18 protein-coding genes are annotated in these 19,059 nt (G+C 65.6%); 2 read left to right on the top strand and 16 right to left on the bottom strand.

Annotation, left to right across the window (positions count from 1 at the left end):
- Positions 1–98: 98 nt before the first annotated feature.
- A complete protein-coding gene (locus HOP58_RS07935; RefSeq protein ID WP_234260029.1) occupies positions 99–1,079 on the bottom strand; it encodes a TAXI family TRAP transporter solute-binding subunit in 981 nt (326 codons plus the stop codon).
- Positions 1,080–1,358: 279 nt separating this feature from the next.
- The gene (locus tag HOP58_RS07930) at positions 1,359–2,747 is read right to left on the bottom strand and encodes a lysine 2,3-aminomutase (RefSeq protein WP_234260028.1); all 1,389 of its coding nucleotides are present in this window, start codon (positions 2,745–2,747) and stop codon (positions 1,359–1,361) included.
- Positions 2,748–3,026: 279 nt separating this feature from the next.
- Here HOP58_RS07930 and HOP58_RS07925 point away from each other — a divergent pair, with 279 nt between their 5' ends.
- A complete protein-coding gene (locus HOP58_RS07925; RefSeq protein ID WP_234260027.1) occupies positions 3,027–3,548 on the top strand; it encodes a macro domain-containing protein in 522 nt (173 codons plus the stop codon).
- A gap of 147 nt (positions 3,549–3,695) precedes the next feature.
- Here the strand turns inward: HOP58_RS07925 and HOP58_RS07920 are convergent, their stop codons facing one another.
- The 3 genes from HOP58_RS07920 to HOP58_RS07910 are packed head-to-tail and all read right to left on the bottom strand — an operon-like array spanning position 3,696 to position 6,539.
- Positions 3,696–5,000, bottom strand: coding sequence for a TRAP transporter large permease (locus tag HOP58_RS07920; protein ID WP_086510160.1), 1,305 nt, complete (start codon positions 4,998–5,000; stop codon positions 3,696–3,698).
- Positions 4,990–5,469 carry a TRAP transporter small permease gene (locus HOP58_RS07915; RefSeq protein ID WP_010627022.1) on the bottom strand — a complete coding sequence of 160 codons (480 nt, stop codon included), beginning with the start codon at positions 5,467–5,469 and terminating at the stop codon, positions 4,990–4,992. The genes HOP58_RS07920 and HOP58_RS07915 overlap by 11 nt, the downstream gene beginning before the upstream one ends.
- A 59-nt stretch (positions 5,470–5,528) precedes the next feature.
- Positions 5,529–6,539, bottom strand: a complete 1,011-nt coding sequence (locus HOP58_RS07910; protein WP_234260026.1) for a DctP family TRAP transporter solute-binding subunit — start codon at positions 6,537–6,539, stop codon at positions 5,529–5,531.
- Between the two features lie 191 nt (positions 6,540–6,730).
- On the opposite strand from HOP58_RS07910, the gene HOP58_RS07905 reads away from it, so the two are divergent.
- Positions 6,731–7,588 (top strand): EamA family transporter, encoded by an 858-nt coding sequence (locus tag HOP58_RS07905; RefSeq protein ID WP_234260025.1) that lies wholly within the window; start codon positions 6,731–6,733, stop codon positions 7,586–7,588.
- Positions 7,589–7,609: 21 nt separating this feature from the next.
- On the opposite strand, the gene HOP58_RS07900 is transcribed toward HOP58_RS07905, so the two are convergent.
- From HOP58_RS07900 to HOP58_RS07850, 11 genes are all read right to left on the bottom strand, one after another.
- A complete protein-coding gene (locus HOP58_RS07900) occupies positions 7,610–8,650 on the bottom strand; it encodes a LacI family DNA-binding transcriptional regulator (RefSeq protein WP_234260024.1) in 1,041 nt (346 codons plus the stop codon).
- A gap of 76 nt (positions 8,651–8,726) precedes the next feature.
- Complete coding sequence (locus HOP58_RS07895; RefSeq protein WP_010627018.1) at positions 8,727–9,659, bottom strand: 3-keto-5-aminohexanoate cleavage protein; 933 nt, start codon at positions 9,657–9,659, stop codon at positions 8,727–8,729.
- A gap of 57 nt (positions 9,660–9,716) precedes the next feature.
- The gene (locus HOP58_RS07890) at positions 9,717–10,490 is read right to left on the bottom strand and encodes an SDR family oxidoreductase (protein ID WP_234260023.1); all 774 of its coding nucleotides are present in this window, start codon (positions 10,488–10,490) and stop codon (positions 9,717–9,719) included.
- Positions 10,491–10,529: 39 nt separating this feature from the next.
- Complete coding sequence (locus HOP58_RS07885; RefSeq protein WP_010627016.1) at positions 10,530–11,801, bottom strand: TRAP transporter large permease; 1,272 nt, start codon at positions 11,799–11,801, stop codon at positions 10,530–10,532.
- Entirely contained in the window at positions 11,801–12,304 is a 504-nt protein-coding gene (locus HOP58_RS07880; protein ID WP_010627015.1) for a TRAP transporter small permease, read from the bottom strand. The genes HOP58_RS07885 and HOP58_RS07880 overlap by 1 nt, the downstream gene beginning before the upstream one ends.
- A gap of 58 nt (positions 12,305–12,362) precedes the next feature.
- Entirely contained in the window at positions 12,363–13,361 is a 999-nt protein-coding gene (locus HOP58_RS07875) for a TRAP transporter substrate-binding protein (protein ID WP_234260022.1), read from the bottom strand.
- Between the two features lie 343 nt (positions 13,362–13,704).
- Positions 13,705–14,250, bottom strand: coding sequence for a DUF192 domain-containing protein (locus HOP58_RS07870; protein ID WP_234260021.1), 546 nt, complete (start codon positions 14,248–14,250; stop codon positions 13,705–13,707).
- A complete protein-coding gene (locus HOP58_RS07865; protein ID WP_010627012.1) occupies positions 14,247–14,981 on the bottom strand; it encodes a GntR family transcriptional regulator in 735 nt (244 codons plus the stop codon). The genes HOP58_RS07870 and HOP58_RS07865 overlap by 4 nt, the downstream gene beginning before the upstream one ends.
- A gap of 101 nt (positions 14,982–15,082) precedes the next feature.
- Positions 15,083–16,567, bottom strand: a complete 1,485-nt coding sequence (pyk, locus tag HOP58_RS07860; RefSeq protein ID WP_234260020.1) for a pyruvate kinase — start codon at positions 16,565–16,567, stop codon at positions 15,083–15,085.
- The gene (locus tag HOP58_RS07855; RefSeq protein ID WP_141638539.1) at positions 16,564–17,868 is read right to left on the bottom strand and encodes a glycerate kinase; all 1,305 of its coding nucleotides are present in this window, start codon (positions 17,866–17,868) and stop codon (positions 16,564–16,566) included. The genes pyk and HOP58_RS07855 overlap by 4 nt, the downstream gene beginning before the upstream one ends.
- A gap of 220 nt (positions 17,869–18,088) precedes the next feature.
- Positions 18,089–18,976, bottom strand: a complete 888-nt coding sequence (locus tag HOP58_RS07850) for a 2-hydroxy-3-oxopropionate reductase (RefSeq protein ID WP_234260019.1) — start codon at positions 18,974–18,976, stop codon at positions 18,089–18,091.
- Positions 18,977–19,059 lie beyond the last annotated feature (83 nt).

The following is a 19,059-nucleotide window of genomic DNA, read 5'->3' as shown; positions in this document are numbered from 1 at the left end:
GCAGTCACCGTAGGTAATGTCTCAGCGACTGACCCAAACAGATGCGCGGACCCGCAGGGTCCGCGCATTTTACCGAAGGGAGTGTTCCCCCCTGCCTCTCACTCGATCCAGCCACGCTCACGATAGTAGCGAGCGGCGCCGTCATGCAGCGGTGCGGTCAGACCCTCGGAGATCATGTCCTCTTCGTTGAGGTTCTCGAAGGCCGGATGCAGACGCTTGAAGCGGTCGAAGTTCTCGAACACCGCCTTGACGGTTTCGTAGACGACTTCTTCATCTACGTCAGCGGAAGTCACGAAGGTGGCCGCGACGCCAAAGGTTTCGACGTCTTCGTCGTTGCCACGGTAGAGGCCGCCGGGGATCACCGAACGGGTGTAGTAGGGGTACTCCTCGATCAGGGCATCGATTTCATCGCCGGTCACCGGGATGATGCGCGCGTCGATGGTGGTGGTGGCTTCCTGGATGGAACCGTTGGGGTGACCGACCACATAGACCATGGCGTCGATGTTGTTGTCGGACAGAGCCGCGGCCTGCTCGGCGGCATCCAGCTGCGACGCCAGCGAGAAGGTACCGGTATCCCAGCCCATGGCCTCCATCACCACGTTCATGGTGTTGCGCTGGCCGGAGCCCGGGTTGCCGATGTTGACGCGCTTGCCGGGGAAATCGGAGAAGTGCTCGATACCGGAGTCGGCACGCGCGACCACGGTCAGCGGCTCGCCGTGCATGGTGAAGACGGCACGCATCTCTTCCCAGGCGCCATCGGACTCGAAGTTGGCCTCACCGTGGTAGGCGCGGTACTGCACGTCGGACTGCACCACGCCCATGTCGAGCTCACCGCTCTTCATGCCGTTGACGTTAGCCACGGAGCCACCGGTGGAGGGGGCGTTACAGCGGATGTTGTGCTCGTCGCTGCCGCGATTCACCATGCGGCATACCGACTGGCCCACCACGTAGTAGACCCCGGTCTGACCGCCGGTGCCGATGGTGATGAAACGGTCCTGCGCCACGGCCGGGGCAGAGAACATAGCAGCGCCCAACAGGGCTCCCGAGAAGGCGGCTGCGGAAAAAGCATGACGTTTCATTAACACACCTCTTTAGACGTTATTGGCTAGCCGGTTTTCACCAGCTGCTTTGGCTGAAGCAAGATCCCTGGTGTGGCCAAGGCGCATGAACCTTGGCCAGCGGTTTCTACCGCTCTCATCTACTTTAGCGAAAAAAACGCCGTCATGATGGTCTTTTTCAACTGACCTAATTCTAGTAGGGATTTACGTTAAGTGTACGTTAATTCCTAAATTGCATGACTCATGAAATAGGGGTCTGCTCCTTGCCAGGGGCAGCTTAGAAATGGCATGAGCAAACGGTCAGGTCGCACTGGCGATCAGTTCCCGCTTGGCACGCTTCATGGCGGCGAAATCCGCCTCATAGAAGAACTCGTTCGCGCCCAGCGCGGGCTCGAGATGATTGAGCCAGGTGGCACGCTCGTCGTACTTGGCGAAGAACGGCCGCTGCACCCAGCTGGCTTCCCGGCCCTGGATGAAGCGCAGCACGAAGACCTTTTCGCCGTGGATCTCGGTGACGCCTTGTATCTCCACCTTGCCCGGGTCGGCGGACATGGATGGCCCCCGGGCGGTGCGCGCCAGTCCCGGCACCTGCTGCATGGCCTCGCGGTAGATCTCCCAGGCACGCACCAGCGGCACCTCGAAGTAGTGGCGGGCGCCGGTGTCGCGCTCGACGAACATGTAGTAGGGAATCATCCCCAGGCGCACCTGCGTCGTCCACATCCTCGCCCACTGGTCGGCATCGTCGTTGATGTGGCGAAGCAGAGGCGCCTGGGTGCGGATCTCGGCGCCGGTGGCACGGATGCGGCGGATCGCCTCGCGGCAGATGGGGGTATCCATCTCCTTCCAGTGGTTGAAGTGCGCCATGAAGGCGACGTGCTTGCCGGCGGCGGTCAGCTCACGGAACAGCGCGAGGATATCCTCGGCGTCCGGGTCGGTGACGAAGCGGTAAGGCCAGAAGGTCAGGCTCTTGGAGCCGATGCGAATGTCCTGGACATGGTCAAGCTCGGGGGCCATCAAGCCCTCCAGGTACATGCGCAGGTGCTTGGCCTTCATCACCATGGGGTCGCCGCCGGTCATCAGCAGGTCGGTCACCTCGGTATGCTCGGCCAGATAGCGATGCAGCGAGTCGGCTTCGCTGGCGGCGAACTTGAGATCCTTGTCACCGACGAACTGCGCCCAGCGGAAGCAGAAGGTGCAGTAGCTGTGGCACACCTGCCCCTGACTGGGAAAGAACAGCACTGTCTCACGGTACTTGTGCTGCATGCCGGACAGCGGTTCGCCGTCGAGGAGCGGCAGGTTGAGATCCATCTGGCCCGCCGGATGCGGGTTGAGTTCGGCACGAATGCGCTCGATCACCGGCTTCATCTCGGCGGCGTCGGCGTCGCGACGAACCAGCTCGGCCACCGCGTCGTAGTGCGCCGGCCTGAGCATGCCGCGCTGGGGAAAGGTGAGCTGAAAGACGGGATCGGCCGGCACGTCGTCCCAGTCGATCAGTTCCTCGATGACGTACTCATTGACCCGAAACGGCAGCACCTGGCTGACGACCCGCATGTCGAAACGCAGGTCTTCAGGCAGATTCTGAATCGCCTCGATCTTGTCCAGCTGACGGTGGGTGTAGACCTTGAATTGGCGGGCCTCGATGACCTCGGCCCCTGCATCGCCGAGCTCGATGTTCACACGCTGGTTCATCGTCTCCTCCTGTTGTCGTGGGCCACGGCAGCGCCCTGCGCGACGGCGCAAACACGCCGTCACGCCGACCGGGGGTCGGCGAGCCGTGACTTATCGGGGGAGCACATTGGTACCGTTCAGGCGGGCGACTTGCAAGTTTTTGCGTCCATTTGCAACGAATGTCACGAAAACAGAGCGAATACGCAACGATCCATTCTTTTACGCCGAACAGCGTGGGAACTTGTCGGCTTGTGGCCCTTACCACCAGACTGGAATGACATAGCAGAGGAGATAGCGAACATGTCCGCTCGCCTGGAGTGCCAGCAGGGAGACATCGCCAATCAGCCGGATATCGACGTCGTGGTCAACGCCGCCAACGCCCAGCTGCGCACCGGCGGCGGCGTGGCCGGTGCGCTGCACCGGGCAGCCGGCCCGGAACTCGAGCGCGCCTGTCGGCCGCTGGCGCCGATCGCGCCCGGTCAGGCAGTGATCACCGAGGCCTTCGGCCTGCCCAACCGCCACGTCATCCACTGCCTGGGGCCGGTCTACGGTCACGACAGGCCGGAAGCGGAGCTGCTGGCGGACTGCTATCGCAACGCGCTGGAGCTGGCCGAGCGGCACGGCCTTGCCAGCATCGCCTTCCCTGCCCTTTCGGCCGGCGCCTTCGGCTACCCCCTCGCGGAGGCCGCCCAGGTCGCCCTCACCACGGTGCAGGAGACGTTGCCTCGCTGCCCCGGCATCGAACGGGTGCGCTTCGTGCTGTTCGACGCCGGTAGCGCCACGCTCTTCCAGGACACGCTGGAGAGCCTACAAACGGCCTAAGATCAGGAAAAGCTCTGATGCGCGTCGCGAGCGAAGAGAGGTTGGCCGCCGCCGGAACGCAGCGACCGGAGTTGACTGACTGCTCAATGAGGATCGCGAGTACCGCCGGCGGTCAAGATATTGAGCGCAGCAGGGCATCAGAGTTTTTCAGACGTTGTAGCCGAGGGTGCGCGGTAACCACAAGGCAATTTCCGGGAAGATCGCCACCAGCGCCAGGGCGCTGGCCATGGCCAGCACGAACAGCAGCGCCCAGCCCACGGTCTGCTCCAGCCGTATCCTGGCAATGTTGGTGGTCACCATCAGATTGACCGCCACCGGTGGCGTGAACTGGCCGATGGCGATGTTCATCGCCAGCAGGATGCCGAACCACACCGGGTTCCAGCCGAAGTGCTGCATTACCGGGAGCAGGATCGGCATCATGATCAGATAGATCGAGATGGCGTCGAGCAGCATGCCGGCCAGCAGCACCGCCAGCATGATCAGGATCAGCAGCAGCACGCCGTTGTCGGTGAGCCCGATGATCCACTCCGCCAGGTGGCGGAAGGTACCGAGCATGGTGCCGGCCCAGGCGAAGATACCGGCCAGGGCGATGATCAGCATGACCACACCGGAGATCACCGCTGCCTCACCGAGCAGGCTCCACAGATCGCGCCAGCCGATCTCGCGAGTCAGGAACAGCCCGACCAGGGCACCGTAGGCCACGGCCACCACGGCCGCCTCGGTGGGCGTGAACAGACCCGAGCGCAGCCCGCCCAGGATCAGCACCGGGGCGAACAGCGCCGGCAGCGCCTGCTTGAAGGTCTCGCCCACCTTGAGCCGTTCCGCTCCCTCCACCGGCGTGCCGCCCTCCCAACCATAGCGCTTCGAGACCAGCAGCGCCGGCACCAGCAGCGCCAGACCGGCCAGGATGCCGGGAAACAACCCGGCCGCGAACAGCGCCCGCAGGTCGACCCCGGGCACCACGATGGAATAGAGGATCAGCGCCACCGAGGGCGGGATCAGAATGGCAGTGGAGGCGGACGCAGCGATCAGCGTGGCCGAGAAGGGCTTGGGGTAGCCGGCCTTGGTCATGCTCGGCAGCATTACCATGGCCACTGCCGCGGCGTCTGCCGGCCCGGAGCCGCTCATGCCGCCCATGATCATGCACACCAGCACCGCCACCAGCGCCAGGCCGCCATGACGAGGGCCGATCAGCGCCTGAGCGAAACGCACCAGACGCAGCGCGACCCCGGCGCGCTCGAAGATCAAGCCGGTCATGATGAACAGCGGGATGGCGATCAGCGGGTACTTGGCGATGCTGTTGTAGGTGTTGGTACCGAGGGTGGCCAGCATTTCCGGGGTGAGGCCGACGAGGATACCCACCGCGCCGGCCAGTGCCAGGGAGAAGGCCACCGGCACGCCGGCGATCAGCAGCCCGGCGAAGGCCAGGATCATCCACAGGTCAGGGCTCATCGTCGAGCCTCCCGCGCAGACGATCGACGGTCTGCTGCACCAGACGCACCAGCATCGCCGCCGACAGCAGCGGCAGCCACAGCAGGTACCACCACTGCGGCAGGCCGAGCCCCGGCGACAGCGACTCCCACTGGTACTCCTCCCAGGTGAGCTTGGCGCCGAACCAGGTGATCAGCCCCAGCACGATGGCGCCGCAAAGCCCCTGAAAGAGGATAAGTGCACGCCGCGGCGCAGCCGGCAGGGCCCGCTCGAGCAGGCCGATACGAATGTGGCCGTTGCGCCGTAGCGCCACCGAGGCACCGGCGAAGGTGAGCACCACCAGCAGGAACACCGAGAACTCCTCGGTGAAGGCCAGCGAGCCACCAGTCACGTAGCGCGTGATGACGTTGCCCAGACTGATCAGTGAAATGATCGCCAGCGCCAGCGAGCCCAGCCAACGCTCGGGCCTGGCATCGGGAGAGAACTTCATGGAAGCCTCGCAATTGAAGGTCCGGCTCCGATAGAACCGGACCTAGGCTTTGATGGGGCTCAGCGAGCCTCGATGGCCTGACGCGCAGCTTCGACCAGCTCCGGGCCGATCCGCGGAATCCACTTGTCGTGCACGCTGCGGGTGGCATTGACGAAGGCGGCATGCTGCTCTTCGGTCAGCTCGGTGACCTGCACGCCGCGTTCCTGGATGTCGGCCAGCCGCTCGCTCTCCTGCTCGCGGGTCATGGCGATCTCCCACTCGCCGGCCTCGACGGCGGTCTCACGCAGGATCTCGCGATGCTCTTCCGAGAGCGAATCCCATACGCGCTGGTTGACGGCGAAGATCAGCGGGTCGTTCATGTAGTTCCACAGGGTCAGGTGCTCCTGGCCCACCTGATCGATGCGCGCCACGTCGAACACCGACAGCGGGTTCTCCTGACCGTCCACGGCACCGGTGGTCAGCGCCGGCTGGGCATCGGTCCAGCTCATCTGGGTGGGGTCGGCCCCCAGTGCGGTGAAGGTGTCCTGGAACAGCGGCGAGCCCACCACGCGGATCTTCAAGCCGTTCAGATCGCCCGGTTCGCTGATCGGACCGCGGGAATTGGAGAGCTGGCGGAAGCCGTTCTCGCCCCAGGCCAGCGGAACCACGCCGCGGGACTCGATGGCCTCGAAAACCATCTCGCCGGCCTCGCCGCCGGTCACCGCATCGACCGCCGCCTCGTCGGGCATGAAGAAGGGCAGCGAGAAGAGGTTGAGCTCGGGCACCTGGGGCGACCAGTTGATGGTCGAGCCCACGGCCATGTCGATCAGACCGGAGCGCATGGCGGAGAATTCACGCGTCTGGTCGCCGGCCACCAGCTGCGAATTGGGGTAGACGCGCAGGGTCAACTCACCCCCTGTACGCTCTTCCACCAGTTCGGCCCACTTCTCCGCCGCCTGGCCCCAGGGGAAGGCATCGGAAAGAACGGTGGAAACGGAAAGCTCCCGCGCCTGGGCCGAGAGCGAGGCCGTGAGCACGGCGGCACCGGCCAGGGCCGCGGCGATACGGGTGATACGACGTGGTGAATTCATGACGTGTCCTTGCAGCAGGGGCCAGCTCCGACAGGGCCAGCCGTGATTATCGTTCTGGCGGGCATCGACAATTTCGCCTCGCCTCGACATTCTACGATGTCGGGCGTTGAATGGTAGTCCGTTAACGATATCGGCGACGCACGGCATCGGGCTGCCATCCTCGCCGGGGCGAATACGACAAGGAGCCAGCCGTGCCACTGCGCGACCTGCTGTTGGGCCTCTCGATCGTGATGATCTGGGCCTTGAACATCATCGTCATCAAATGGGGGGTAACGGAACTACCGCCGCTGCTACTCACCACCCTGCGCTTCATTCTGGTGGCGGCGCTGCTGGTGCCCTTCCATCCGGTGGCGCGTCGTCATCTGCCCTTCCTGCTGCTGCTCTCGGCCACTTTCGGCACCCTGCACTTCGCCCTGCTGTTCATCGGTCTGGGTCAGGCGGAAGCCGGCACCGGCGCCCTGCTGGTGCAAATGGGCACGCCCTTCGCCACGCTGCTGGCGGTGCTGTTCCTGGGCGAGCGCCTGAGCGTCAAGCGCGTGGTCGGCCTCGCGCTGTCGTTTGGTGGGGTAGTGGTACTGGCCGGCGGCCCCAGCCTGCCCTCGGCGCTACCCATGACGCTGCTGCTGCTCAGCGCCTTCGGCTGGGCCGTGTCGCAGCTGCTGATCAAGATGGGACCCAATATCCCGCCGTTGGCACTGGCCGGCTGGACGGCCCTGCTCGCCGTACCCCAGGTGGCCATCGGTTCCTGGTGGTTCGAAAGCGGCCAGATGAGCGCCATGGCCACCGCCGGCTGGTTCGGCTGGGGCGCAGTGTTCTATACCGCGGTAATGTCGTCGATCGTCGCTTACGGCATCTGGTACGGCCTGCTGCGGCGCCATCCGGTGAGCCGGCTGGCCCCGCTGAGCCTGATGGTGCCGATGGGCGCGGTGGTGCTGGGCATCGTACTGCTGGGCGAGAGCCTCAACGCCCACGTGCTGATCGGCGGCGTCATGGTCATCGCCGGCGTGGCACTGATCGTGATTCGCTTCCGCGCCCTGCTCGGTCGCTGACGGTCGAGACGGCGGCCCTTTTCAATCCGTCTCCGGCGCCGCTTCCGCACCGGCACCGCCCGGCCTGCGCGTACTTCCTCGCAGCATCGGTGTCACCGGCAGCATGATGTGCTCGGGCTCGGTATCGGCGTGAGCGATCTGCTCGAGCAACAGCTCCGTGGCCTTGACCACCATCTGCTCGACCGGCTGCTGCAGCGTCGTCAGCGAATGGCTTGGCCAGGTCGACATGGGGATGTCGTCGAAACCGATGACCGACACCTCTTCCGGCACCGCGAGGCCGAGCTCGTGGCGCAGCGTCTCCATGGCCGCAATGGCCATGAGATCGTTGGCGGCAAACAGCGCGTCGGGCACGCTGGGCGCAGCGAACAGGCGCCGCGTGGCCTGGCTGGCGTCGAGGTAGCGATAGTTGCCGACCTCGACGGCATGGCACTCCTGCCCCCGCGACGCCAGGCCCGCCAAGAACCCTGCGTAGCGCTGCTGGTTGGTCGAGGAGTCCTCCAGACCGGCCAGGTAGGCGATGCGCCGATGCCCCAGGCTGGCCAGGTAGCTGCCCGCCCAGAACCCGCCGCGGTGATTGTCGCAGCCGACCTGGCTGATGCCGGCGTAGTTGACGGTACGGTTGACGATCACTACGGGAATGCCGAAGTCCGCCACCGTTTCTGCCTGCTCGGTATCCAGGGTGATGGCGAGCATGAGCACCCCCTCGACCTGGCTTCTGATGATCTCCTCGATCACCGAGTCGAAGCCCCGGTCGGAGGGAGCGAAGAACAGCAGCAGGTGATACCCCTGCTTCTGGAAGAAGCGCGACGCGCGCTCCAGCACGAAGGTATAGAACGGGTTCTCGAGGCTGTAGGTCACCACCGCGATGGTGCGGCTCGAGCGTGTGATGAGCGAGCGGGCGATGGTATTGGGGCGATAACCCAGCTCGCGCGCCGCTTCCATCACCTTCTTGCGGGTCTTGTCAGAAACACTGGCATTGGGCGAAAAGCTGCGACTGACGGCCGACTGCGACACGCCGGCCAGTCGGGCCACATCACGGGACGTTACGGATTTCCTTTTCATGCATGGAGCTCGCAGCGGGCGGATACCGAAATGACGGGAATCGTACCACTTTGCCACGGCAGACGCCGGTAGCGGCTCAGAAGCCGACCCGGTCGCCGCCTTTCAATTCCAGGATCTCGCGCGCCTCGTCCGCTGTGGCCACGGCCAGCGAGAGCCCTTCCAGCAGCTCGCGCACCTTGCGCACCTGGCTGGCGTTGCTTTCCGCCAGCCGGCCCGGCCCGAGCCACAGGGAGTCCTCCAGCCCCACCCGTACGTGCCCGCCCATGGCGGCAGCCTGGGCCGCGATGCGCATCTGACTGCTGCCCGCCCCCAGCACGGACCAGGCATAGCCGTCGCCGAACAGCCTGTCGGCGGTGCGGCGCATGTGCATGACGTCCTCGGCGTGGGGGCCGATGCCGCCCAGAATGCCGAACACGCTCTGCACGAAGAGCCGCCCGCCCACGACGCCGCGATCCACCAGGTTGCGCAGATTGTAGAGATGGCCGATGTCGTAGCACTCGCATTCGAAACGCGTGCCGTTGCGTGCCCCTAGAGTCATGGTCTTCTCGATGTCGGCAAAGGTGTTCTTGAACACCAGGTCGCGGCTGTTCTCCAGGTGCTCGCGCTCCCACTCGTGCTCGAACGCCTGGAAACGCTCCAGCATCGGGAACAGCCCGAAGTTCATCGAGCCCATGTTCATCGAGGCCAGCTCAGGCTGGAACTCGATGGCGGGGCGCATGCGCTCCTCCACCGTCATGTGCGGGCTGCCCCCCGTGGTGAGGTTGATCACTGCATCGGTGGAGGCCTTGATCCGCGGCAGGAACTTCTCGAACACCGCAGGATCCTGGGTCGGCCTGCCGGTGCGGGGGTCGCGGGCATGCAGGTGCAGAATGGCGGCACCCGCCTCGGCAGCAGCGATGGCCGCCTCGGCGATCTCCTCGGGCGTCACCGGCAGATGGGGCGACATGGAAGGCGTATGGATGGCGCCGGTGACGGCACAGGTGATGATGACTCTACGTTGCGTCGCCATGAAAGACCTCGCTGTTGTGATTCAGGAATTCGTGGAGCCGCGCCACGCGCCAAGCCCTTACAGCGACTCGACGTTGGCGCAGACGCTGAGCGCCTGACCGGAAATGTTGGCGCCCCCGGGAGAGGCCAGGAACAGGGCCATGGCCGCGATGTCGCTGGGCTCGACCATCTTGCGCATGGACACCTTGGCCAGGTTCTCCTGCTCCATCTCGTCGCGACCGATGCCGCGCTGCGCGGCGCGGTCGGCGATCACCTGCTCGATGCGCGGGCCGCGTACGATACCCGGCAGGATCGCGTTGACCCTGACCCCCGCCGGGCCGAGCTCGCAGGCCAGGCTCTTGGTCAGCCCCACCACGCCCCATTTGCTGGCGGCATAGGGCGTGCGATAGGCGAAGCCGAGGCGTCCCGCCACCGACGCCATGTTGAGCAGCACGCCTCGGCTCTCACGCAGTGCGCCGGCGGCCCGCTTAGCCACGTAATATTGGCCGTTGAGATTGATGTCGATGGTCTGGCGCCACGCTTCGCTCTCGATCTCGTCGATCCCGGCCGTCGGCCCGGCTATGCCGGCGTTGTTGACCACCACATCCAGCCCGCCCAGGCCGGCCGCCTCGTCGAACAGGCGCGCCACGTCCGCCTCGCGGCTGACGTCCGCCCGGGTTGCCGCGATGCCCTCGGGCAGCGCCGCCAGGGCGGCTTCGTCGACGTCGCACACATGCACGCGCGCCCCGGCCTCATGGAAGGCCTGGGCAATGGCCAGGCCGATGCCATTGGCGCCCGCCGTCACCAGTACTCTCAGGCCCTGCCGCGGAATCAGGCTGTCTACCACTTTCATTGTCGTGTCTCCCGGATGGGTGGAACGGTCGTTGCCTCGCTAGCGCAGCGAGGGCAGCCAGGTGGAGAGGAACGGCACCACGCTGATGATGAAGAGATTGACCAGCACGATGGCGACGAAGGGCAGGATCGACCAGGTCAGCCGGGCCACGCCGACCTTGGAAATCTGCGACGCCACGAACAGGTTGAGGCCCACCGGCGGCGTGAACATGCCCATGGCCAGGTTGACCACCATGATGATGCCGAAATGCACCGGGTCGAAGCCGAAGCTCACCGCTATCGGCAGCAGGATCGGCACGAAGATCAGGATCGCTGCAGCGGCTTCGATGAACATGCCGGCCATCAGCAGCAGAACGTTGACCAGCACGATGAACAGCAGCGGGCTGTCGATGGCACCGATGACGAAGTTGGACAGCATCGACGGCACCCGCAGGCTCTGCAGGATCCTGCCGTACAACCCGGCGGCGCCGATGATGCTGAGCACCACGGCGGTGGTGACGGCGGCCTCCTGAAGGATGCCGACGATGTCCTTGAGCGTGATTTCGCGGTAGATCACGAAGCCGACGAGAAAGGAGTAGACCACGGCGATCACCGCCGCTTCCGTCGGCGTGAAGATGCCGCCGTAGATGCCGCCGAGGATGATGACCGGCATCAGGATCGCCAGCAGTGCCTTGCGCCCGGCCGTGAACATCTCGCGCCAGGAGCTTCGCTCGCCGCCGCCGTGACCGTGATAGCGGGCGTAGCCGTAGGCGAAAAGCAGCAGGCTGAGGGTGATCATGAGACCCGGCAGGACGCCGGCGACGAACATGTCGCCCACCGAGACGTTGGCGGCGATACCGTAGAGGATCAGCGGTATGCTCGGCGGAATGATCACCCCCAGCGCCCCGGAAGCCGCCTGATTGGCCGCCGCGTAGCCGGAGGCATAGCCCTTGGCGATCATCGCCGGTATCAGGATCGAGCCGATGGCGGCCGTGGTGGCCGCCCCGGAGCCCGAGATGGCGGCGAAGAACAGCGAGGTGATGATGGCCACCATGGCCAGCCCGCCGGTCATGCTCCCCACCATGGTATTGGAGAAATCCACCAGCCGCCGGGAGATACCGCCGCTCTGCATCAGGTAGCCCGCCAGGATAAAGAACGGGATCGCCATCAGCGGGAAGGAGTTGACCGAGGTGATGTACTGCTGGGCCACGATCAGCATCGGCATCAGCTCGCCCTGCCATACCGTGATGGCCGAGGCCAGGCCCAGCGAGAAGGCGATGGGCACGCCGATGACGAACAACACGATCAGCAGCAGGAAAAGCAGCAGCGCCATCAGCTTCTCTCCTCTTTGTCGTTGCCTACGACCTCATCGATCAGCAGCGCCACCGAATTGACCAGGATGACGATCCCGCCCAGAGGTACGGCCAGGTAGGGCCACATCATCGACACCCGGGTACTGGGCGCCGTCTGATTGGAAACCCGGCCCACCATCTCGAAACCGTACTTGACCAAGATGAAGGCGAACAGCGCCGAGGCCAGCACGACCAGGACGCGCATGACTCGCGCCAGCCTCGGCCCGGCGAATTCGAGTACGATATCGACCGAGATCATCAGCCCTTTGCGATAGGCATAACCGGCACCGATGAAGGTGAGCCAGATCATGGCGAAGCGGGCGATCTCGTCCGAGAAATAAAGCGGTCTTCCCACCACGAATCGCGCGAAGACCTGCCAGAAGATCAGCACGGTCATGACCAGCAACAGCCCGGCGAGCCCCCAGCCGACCAGGCGATTGAACAGGTCGATGCCCCTGTTGGTTTGCCGCAGTAACGTCTTCATGACTGCCTCGTGTCGCTAGTTGACGGCGCGGGCGGCAGACCGCCGCCCGCGGGCCACATCAATACTCGAAATTGATGGCAGCCTCGACGAGGTCCTCGCCCACGGTGGGAGCCCACTTCTCGATGACCGGCTGCACCGCCTCGCGGAAGGGGTCCAGTTCGGGCTCGGTGACGGTCATGCCCAGCTCCGCCAGCTGGACCAGGTAGCGCTGCTCGAGCTCCTGGCTGGCCTCACGCTGCACTGGCAGGGCAAGCTGCGCCGCTTCCAGGATGATCGCCTGGTCCTCTTCGCTGAACGAATTGAACAGGTCCAGCCCCATCATCAGCGGTGCCGGCGAATAGACGTGCTGGGTCATGTTCAGGTAATCCTGAACCTCGTAGAAATTGACGTCGTAGATGGTCGGCAGCGGGTTCTCCTGGCTGTCCATGACCCCCTGCTGCAAGGCGGTGTAGACCTCGGTCCAGGCCATCGGCGTGGCATTGGCGCCCAGCGCCTCCCAGGTATCCACCTGGACGCGGCTCTCCTGGGTGCGGTGATTGATGCCGCGCAGATCGTCCGGGTGATTCAGCTCCCGCACCGAATTGGTGTTGTGGCGGAAGCCGTTCTCCATCCAGGCCAGGATCTTGACGTTCATGCCCTCCTCGGCCAGCTGAGCGAGATGCTCGCCGTGCTCGCTGTCGAGAAAGGCATAGGCGTGGTCGTGGTTCTCGAAAATGTAGGGGAGATCGAAGAGCAGGAACTCGTCGACGAAGCCGCCCATGGGCCCGGTCGAGGAGATGCCGGCGTCGACGATGCCGAACCCCATGCCCTCGACGACCTCGCGCTCGGCACCGAGGGCATTGTCATAGTGGGGGTCGATGGAGAGGCGACCCTCGGAGAGGCGCTCCAGCTCCTCACCGAACTTCAGCACGCCGATACCCTGCTGCGAGTCGGGCCCCAGGGGCAGGCTGACGTCGATGACGCGCTCCGTGCCGGCCTGGGCAGCGGCAGCCATGGCAAGCGACAGCGCCATCGCCAACGGCGCCTTGAGGAAAACGGGGTGGATATTGTGACTCATGTTGCGCTCCTTTCGAGTTGTCGTTGTGGTCATCCTGGAATTCGTATGCATCTCCTTTCGCTCCCGCTATCAAAAGCGAGCTGCGTAACGTTTAGATCAAAATAGACTACGTATGCAAACCAGTTGAATAAAATCCACCGAAACCAGGCCGCAAGTCTATGATCGAAAAGAAAATATACTTTAGTATTAGAAATAGAATACGTATGCCAAAAATTGCAGGCATCGTCGTGCCGCGAGTACTCGCGCAGGCGCAGCTCAGGCTCGCAGCGAGCGAGCACTGCCATGCAATGCGCTGCAACGATAGCGGCGGCGTAGCGATTGATGTCAGGGGGCGCGATCGATGTCAGGGGTCGCGAGGCCGGGCGCACTCCGAGGCGCTGCCTGGCCAGGTCACGCAGTCGCCCACTTCGATATCGTGTGCCTCGAAATAGCCGGCATTGACCTCCAGCGCCGCATGATAGGTCACGCCCGCCAGGGTGACCGGGCAGTCGTAGGGATTCTGCGAGAGGCAAGGCTGCATGGTGGCCTTGGCCGCGATACGCCCTTCGGCGTCGAGGAAGGCGATGTCCAGCGGGATGCGGGTGCGGTACATCCAGAAGCCGCCCTGGGGCGACTGGGGCTCCGTGTAGAGAAACAGCATGCCGGCGTCCGCCTCGAGATGGTCGCGATCCATCAGCCCCTTCTGGCGCTCGGCCGAGCTGCGAGCCAGCTCCACCTCGAGCCGATGGCGCTCGCCCTCGGTCACGATCTCCAGCGGCGCACGTTCGAGCGTGAACGACTCCCCGGCCCCGGCCGGCCACTGCCAGACGAGCAGCAAGCCGACAAGCAGGGCCAGAACGACAGCCTGGGTCCCGCGGGTGCCGAGCGTCAGGCCTGCCGGGCGTTTCAAGGCATCGCACCCTCGCGCTGACCGAGAATCGCCATCAGGTCGATGCGAGTCTCTCGTGTGCTGAGGTCCAGCAGCCCTTCGAGCGCCTGAAGGTGCTCGTGGATGCAGCGCCGTGCCGCCTCACCGTCGCCGTCACGCAGGTGCGAGAGCAGCGCCGGATGATCCTCGGCCAGGTAGCAGCTCGCCAGGCCGGCCCGCTTGTACAGGGCGATGACGATGGAAGTACGCAGGATCAGGTCGGTGAGCATGACGCCGAGCACCCGGTTGGGAGAATGCTCGGCAAGCAGGTGGTGGATCGCCAGGGAGTGCTCGATGCGGGCCGCCTCGTCGCCGCGGGCATGGGCCTCGGCCTCTCGCTCGACGCGCGTGGCAACTTCCCTCAGCAACTCGGCGTCGAGCCGGCCCGCCAACAGGGCCGCCACCTCGCCCTCCACCAGGCGCCGTGCAGCGAAGGTCTCGCGGGTCTCCTCGATGCTCGGTGCGCGCACCCGGGCCACCTGGTTGGGCTGCTGGCTGACGACGTGGTCGGCAGCCAGCCGGGTCAGCGCCTTGCGTACCACCGAGCGGCTGACGCCGAAGATCTCGCCCAGCGCCACCTCGGGCAGACGCGTGCCCGGCGGCAGGCGCTGAGTCAGCACCGCCGCGCGCACCTTGTCGACGATGAAACGATCACTGATCCTGCCGCCTGCCCGGGTTTCGGCGGCAACCTCGTCCTGCCAGGTGGTGCTCATGGCTTGCCCTCTCGCCTTGTCATGGGCTTACCTTCGCACGTTTCCTCCATTCTGGCCACAGGAAAGCAGGCTTTCTGTATACAAAACCAAGCCGTACAAAATCAAGCCTGATGCTTCTCGGAAACGTCGAGAATCTTCAGGGTATTGGTTCCACCGTGGGCGTTCATGTGATCGCCCCGGGTCAGGATGACATGATCCCCCGGTTCGGCAATCCCCTGTTGCACCAGCAGCGCCAGCGCCCGGTCGTTGAGTTCGCTGGCCGCCATCGCACTGGTGTCGAACGGCAGCGAGACCACCCCGCGGTAGAGCGCCATGCGCCGCTGGGCGATGGGGCTGTGGGCCAGCCCGACGATGGGCAGCCCCGAGCGGATGCGCGAGGCGATCAGCGGCGTGTAGCCGGTGGAGGTCATGCAGGCGATGGCGGCCACCCCGGTGAGGTGGTTGGCGGCGTACATCGCGGACAGCGCGATGGTCTCGTCGATGCGCGAGAAGCCCTCGTGGATGCGGTGCCCCGACTCCTGGGCCACACGCTCGCGCTCGGCACCGAGGCACACCCGACGTATCGCTTCGAGGGTCTCCACCGGGTAGTCGCCGGCGGCGGTCTCGGCGGAGAGCATCACCGCGTCGGTGCCGTCGAGCACGGCGTTGGCGACGTCGAACACCTCGGCCCGGGTGGGCAGCGGCGAGGTGATCATCGACTCCATCATCTGGGTGGCGGTGATCACCGCACGGTTGAGGGTGCGGGCGCGCTTGATGATGCGCTTCTGCATGCCGATCAGCTTCTCGTCGCCGATCTCCACGCCGAGATCGCCGCGCGCCACCATCACCGCCTCGCTGGCCTCGATGATACCGTTGAGCGTTTCGTCGTCGGCTACCGCCTCGGCGCGTTCGAGCTTGGCGACCAGGCCGATCTCCTTGCCCGCTTCGCCGAGCAGGCGACGGGCTTCGCGCATGTCTTCGGCGTGGCGCGGGAAGGAGACGGCCAGATAGTCGACGCCGATCTCGATGGCGGTTTCGAGATCGGCCTTGTCCTTGTCAGTGAGGGCCGGGGCCGAGAGCCCGCCGCCCTGCTTGTTGATGCCCTTGTTGTTGGAGAGCTTGCCGCCGGTGACCACGATGGTATGCACCTGCTGGCCCTCGATGCGCTCGACGTCGAGCACCAGGCGGCCGTCGTCGAGCAGCAGGCGGTCGCCGGGGGCGACGTCGTCGATCAGCTGCTTGTAGTCGCAGCCGACGCGGCTGGCGTCGCCGGCATCGCTCTCCAGCGCCATGTCGAGCACGAAGGGCTGGCCCACCTCGAGGGTCACGGCGCCGTCACGAAAGCGGGCGATGCGGATCTTGGGCCCCTGCAGGTCACCGAGGGCGGCCACGCTGCGCCCCAGGCGGTCGGCGATCTGACGCACGGCGATCAGCCGGCGGCGGTGGTCGGCGGCGCTGCCGTGGGAGAAGTTGAGGCGCACCACGTCGACGCCGGTGCGGATCATGGCTTCCAGCACACCCTCGCGGTCGCTGGCCGGGCCCAGGGTGGCGACGATCTTGGTGCGGCGGATGGGGGCATGAATGGGAGCGTGTGGCGGAAGCGTCATGGTGTCCTCGGCAAGACCAGGATGGCACGGAAGTCGTTGACATTGGTGCGGGTCGGACCGGTGACGATCAGTCGATCCAATGCCTGGAAGAAAGTATACGCGTCGTTGCGTGACAGGTAATCGGCCGGCTGCAGCCCCTGCTCACGGGCATGGGCCCAGTCGTCGGGCGAGAACAGCGCACCGGCGTTGTCCTCCGAGCCGTCGATACCGTCGGTGTCGATGGCCAGGGCATGAATCCCCTCGGCGCCGGCCAGGGCCTCGAACAGCCCCAGCAAGTACTCCACGTTGCGCCCACCGCGCCCGTCGCCGTGCACGGTGACGCTGGTCTCGCCGCCGGAGAGAATCAGCAACGGCGCTTCGATCTCATCGCGTGCCTCCAGCGCCAGGCGCGCCTGGGCACGGCCCAGCTCGCGGGCCTCGCCTTCCAGGTCGTCGCCCAGCACCTTCACCGTCACACCGGCCGCTTCCGCCGCGGCCCGAGCAGCTTCCAGAGCATCATGAGCGCGGGCCAGGGTCACGCTGTCGTCACGCGCGAAGGCCGCGTCGTCGGGGGAAGGCGCTCCCTGGGCCTGCTCCAGATGGCGGCGCACGTGGTCTGGTATCTCGATGGCGTAGCGCTCGAGCACCGCCAACGCATCGGCCGGGGTCGAGCGATCCGGCAGAGTCGGCCCTGAGGCGATCTGCGTGGCCACGTCGCCGGGAATGTCGGAGATCAGCCAGGTCACCACCTGGGCGGGGTGTGCCGCCGCCGCCAGGCGCCCGCCCTTGATCGCGGAAAGGTGGCGGCGCACGGTGTTCATCTGCCCGATCGGCGCGCCGCAACGCAACAGCTCGCGATTGATGGCCTGCTTGTCGGCAAGCGATATGCCCTCGGCGGGCAGCGTCATCAGCGCCGAGCCGCCGCCGGAGATCAAGGCGATCACGCGGTCGTCCTTGCCCAGCTCCGCGACCGCCTCGAGCATGCGCCGGGCCGCCTTCTCGCCCAGATCGTCGGGCATCGGGTGGGAGGCTTCGAGCACCTCGATCACCTCACACTCCTCAGCATGACCGTAGCGAGTGACCACCAGGCCGGTGAGCGGCGCATCGGGGCAACGCTCCTGCCAGGCGCGCTCCAGAGCCGCGGCCATGGAAGCCGCCGCCTTGCCGGCACCGACCACAACGGTGCGCCCGGGGGGTGGATCGGGCAGCAGATCGGCGACCAGAGAATCCGGATGCACGGCAGTCACGGCCACGTCGGCAAGCCGACGCAGCCATGTCGCCATGTCTGTCGTGTGGTCCAGGGAAGGAAGTTGTTGTGACATGGGCACACCTCGAACGGATGACAGCAACGACGGTAACAGCAGGGTAGGCAGGAAAAAAGCCCGGCGGCGGGCGGGTTCCAACTGGGGATCCCGCCGCCGGGTGCAAGGGCCGCTGGCGCGGCCGGTTGGCAGGCGACGGCCTGACGCCTGCCAGGAGGGAACACCGGCTCTCCGTCTGCGCGACTGGCTGGCAGGGTGCTGCCTCCTCAGGTGGGACGGATCAGCTGCCCACCTCGTGATCGGCCAGGGCCTCCAGGGCACGCAGGATGCCGGCGTGATCCCAGTCTTCACCGCCATGCGCAACACAGGCCTGGAACAGCTGCTGGGCATTGGCGGTGCCGGGCAGCGCCAGGTTGAGGCTGCGCGCGCCTTCCAGGGCCAGGTTGAGGTCCTTCTGGTGCAGCTTGATCTTGAAGCCCGGGTCGAAGGTGCGCTTGATCATGCGCTCGCCGTGCACGTCGAGGATCTTCGACTGGGCCAGGCCACCGAGCAGCGACTCGCGCACCTTGGCCACGTCGGCACCCGCCTTCGAGGCGAACAGCAGGCCTTCGGCCACCGCTTCGATGGTGAGCGCCACCACGATCTGGTTGGCCACCTTGCAGGTCTGGCCGGCGCCGTGGCCGCCGATGTGGGTAATGGTCTTGCCCATCACTTCGAGGATCGGGCGGGCGCGCTCGAAGCCTTCCTGAGTGGCACCGACCATGATGGTCAGCGCGGCGTTGATGGCACCGCCCTCGCCGCCGGAGACCGGCGCATCGACGTACTCGCCGCCAGCTCCATGGATGCGCTTGGCGAAGCCCTGGGTGGCGATGGGGGCGATGGAGCTCATGTCGATCACCAGGGTGCCCGGCTTGAGCCCTTCGACGACACCATTCTCACCGAACAGCACCAGTTCCACGTCGGGGGTGTCCGGCACCATGGTGATGACGACCTCTGCCTGCTCGGCCACCGCCTTGGGGTTGGCCGCCACCCGAGCGCCCTTGTCAGCCAGCTCGCGGGGAATGGCGCTGCCGTGCTCGACGGTGATGATCTCGTGGCCGGCATCCAGCAGATGTCCCGCCATGGGACGGCCCATGATGCCGAGGCCAATGAAACCGATCTTGCTCATGATGATTCTCCTTTCAGCTTGTCTTTGTCGTTGCAACCTTGCCCGGCGGCTGTCGCATATGACGTCGCCACTCGGGGCTGATC

The sequence above is a fragment of the Halomonas sp. MCCC 1A11062 genome, assembly GCF_021404355.1.
Lineage (GTDB): Bacteria > Pseudomonadota > Gammaproteobacteria > Pseudomonadales > Halomonadaceae > Halomonas > Halomonas aerodenitrificans.
This window is presented reverse-complemented; position numbering and strand designations above follow the sequence as displayed.

Coding starts and splice junctions, on each gene's coding strand:
- HOP58_RS07935 (WP_234260029.1), bottom strand. CDS start 1,079: ATGAAACGTCATGCTTTTTCCGCAGCCGCCTTCTCGGGAGCCCTGTTG.
- HOP58_RS07930 (WP_234260028.1), bottom strand. CDS start 2,747: ATGAACCAGCGTGTGAACATCGAGCTCGGCGATGCAGGGGCCGAGGTC.
- HOP58_RS07925 (WP_234260027.1), top strand. CDS start 3,027: ATGTCCGCTCGCCTGGAGTGCCAGCAGGGAGACATCGCCAATCAGCCG.
- HOP58_RS07920 (WP_086510160.1), bottom strand. CDS start 5,000: ATGAGCCCTGACCTGTGGATGATCCTGGCCTTCGCCGGGCTGCTGATC.
- HOP58_RS07915 (WP_010627022.1), bottom strand. CDS start 5,469: ATGAAGTTCTCTCCCGATGCCAGGCCCGAGCGTTGGCTGGGCTCGCTG.
- HOP58_RS07910 (WP_234260026.1), bottom strand. CDS start 6,539: ATGAATTCACCACGTCGTATCACCCGTATCGCCGCGGCCCTGGCCGGT.
- HOP58_RS07900 (WP_234260024.1), bottom strand. CDS start 8,650: ATGAAAAGGAAATCCGTAACGTCCCGTGATGTGGCCCGACTGGCCGGC.
- HOP58_RS07895 (WP_010627018.1), bottom strand. CDS start 9,659: ATGGCGACGCAACGTAGAGTCATCATCACCTGTGCCGTCACCGGCGCC.
- HOP58_RS07890 (WP_234260023.1), bottom strand. CDS start 10,490: ATGAAAGTGGTAGACAGCCTGATTCCGCGGCAGGGCCTGAGAGTACTG.
- HOP58_RS07885 (WP_010627016.1), bottom strand. CDS start 11,801: ATGGCGCTGCTGCTTTTCCTGCTGCTGATCGTGTTGTTCGTCATCGGC.
- HOP58_RS07880 (WP_010627015.1), bottom strand. CDS start 12,304: ATGAAGACGTTACTGCGGCAAACCAACAGGGGCATCGACCTGTTCAAT.
- HOP58_RS07875 (WP_234260022.1), bottom strand. CDS start 13,361: ATGAGTCACAATATCCACCCCGTTTTCCTCAAGGCGCCGTTGGCGATG.
- HOP58_RS07865 (WP_010627012.1), bottom strand. CDS start 14,981: ATGAGCACCACCTGGCAGGACGAGGTTGCCGCCGAAACCCGGGCAGGC.
- pyk (WP_234260020.1), bottom strand. CDS start 16,567: ATGACGCTTCCGCCACACGCTCCCATTCATGCCCCCATCCGCCGCACC.
- HOP58_RS07855 (WP_141638539.1), bottom strand. CDS start 17,868: ATGTCACAACAACTTCCTTCCCTGGACCACACGACAGACATGGCGACA.
- HOP58_RS07850 (WP_234260019.1), bottom strand. CDS start 18,976: ATGAGCAAGATCGGTTTCATTGGCCTCGGCATCATGGGCCGTCCCATG.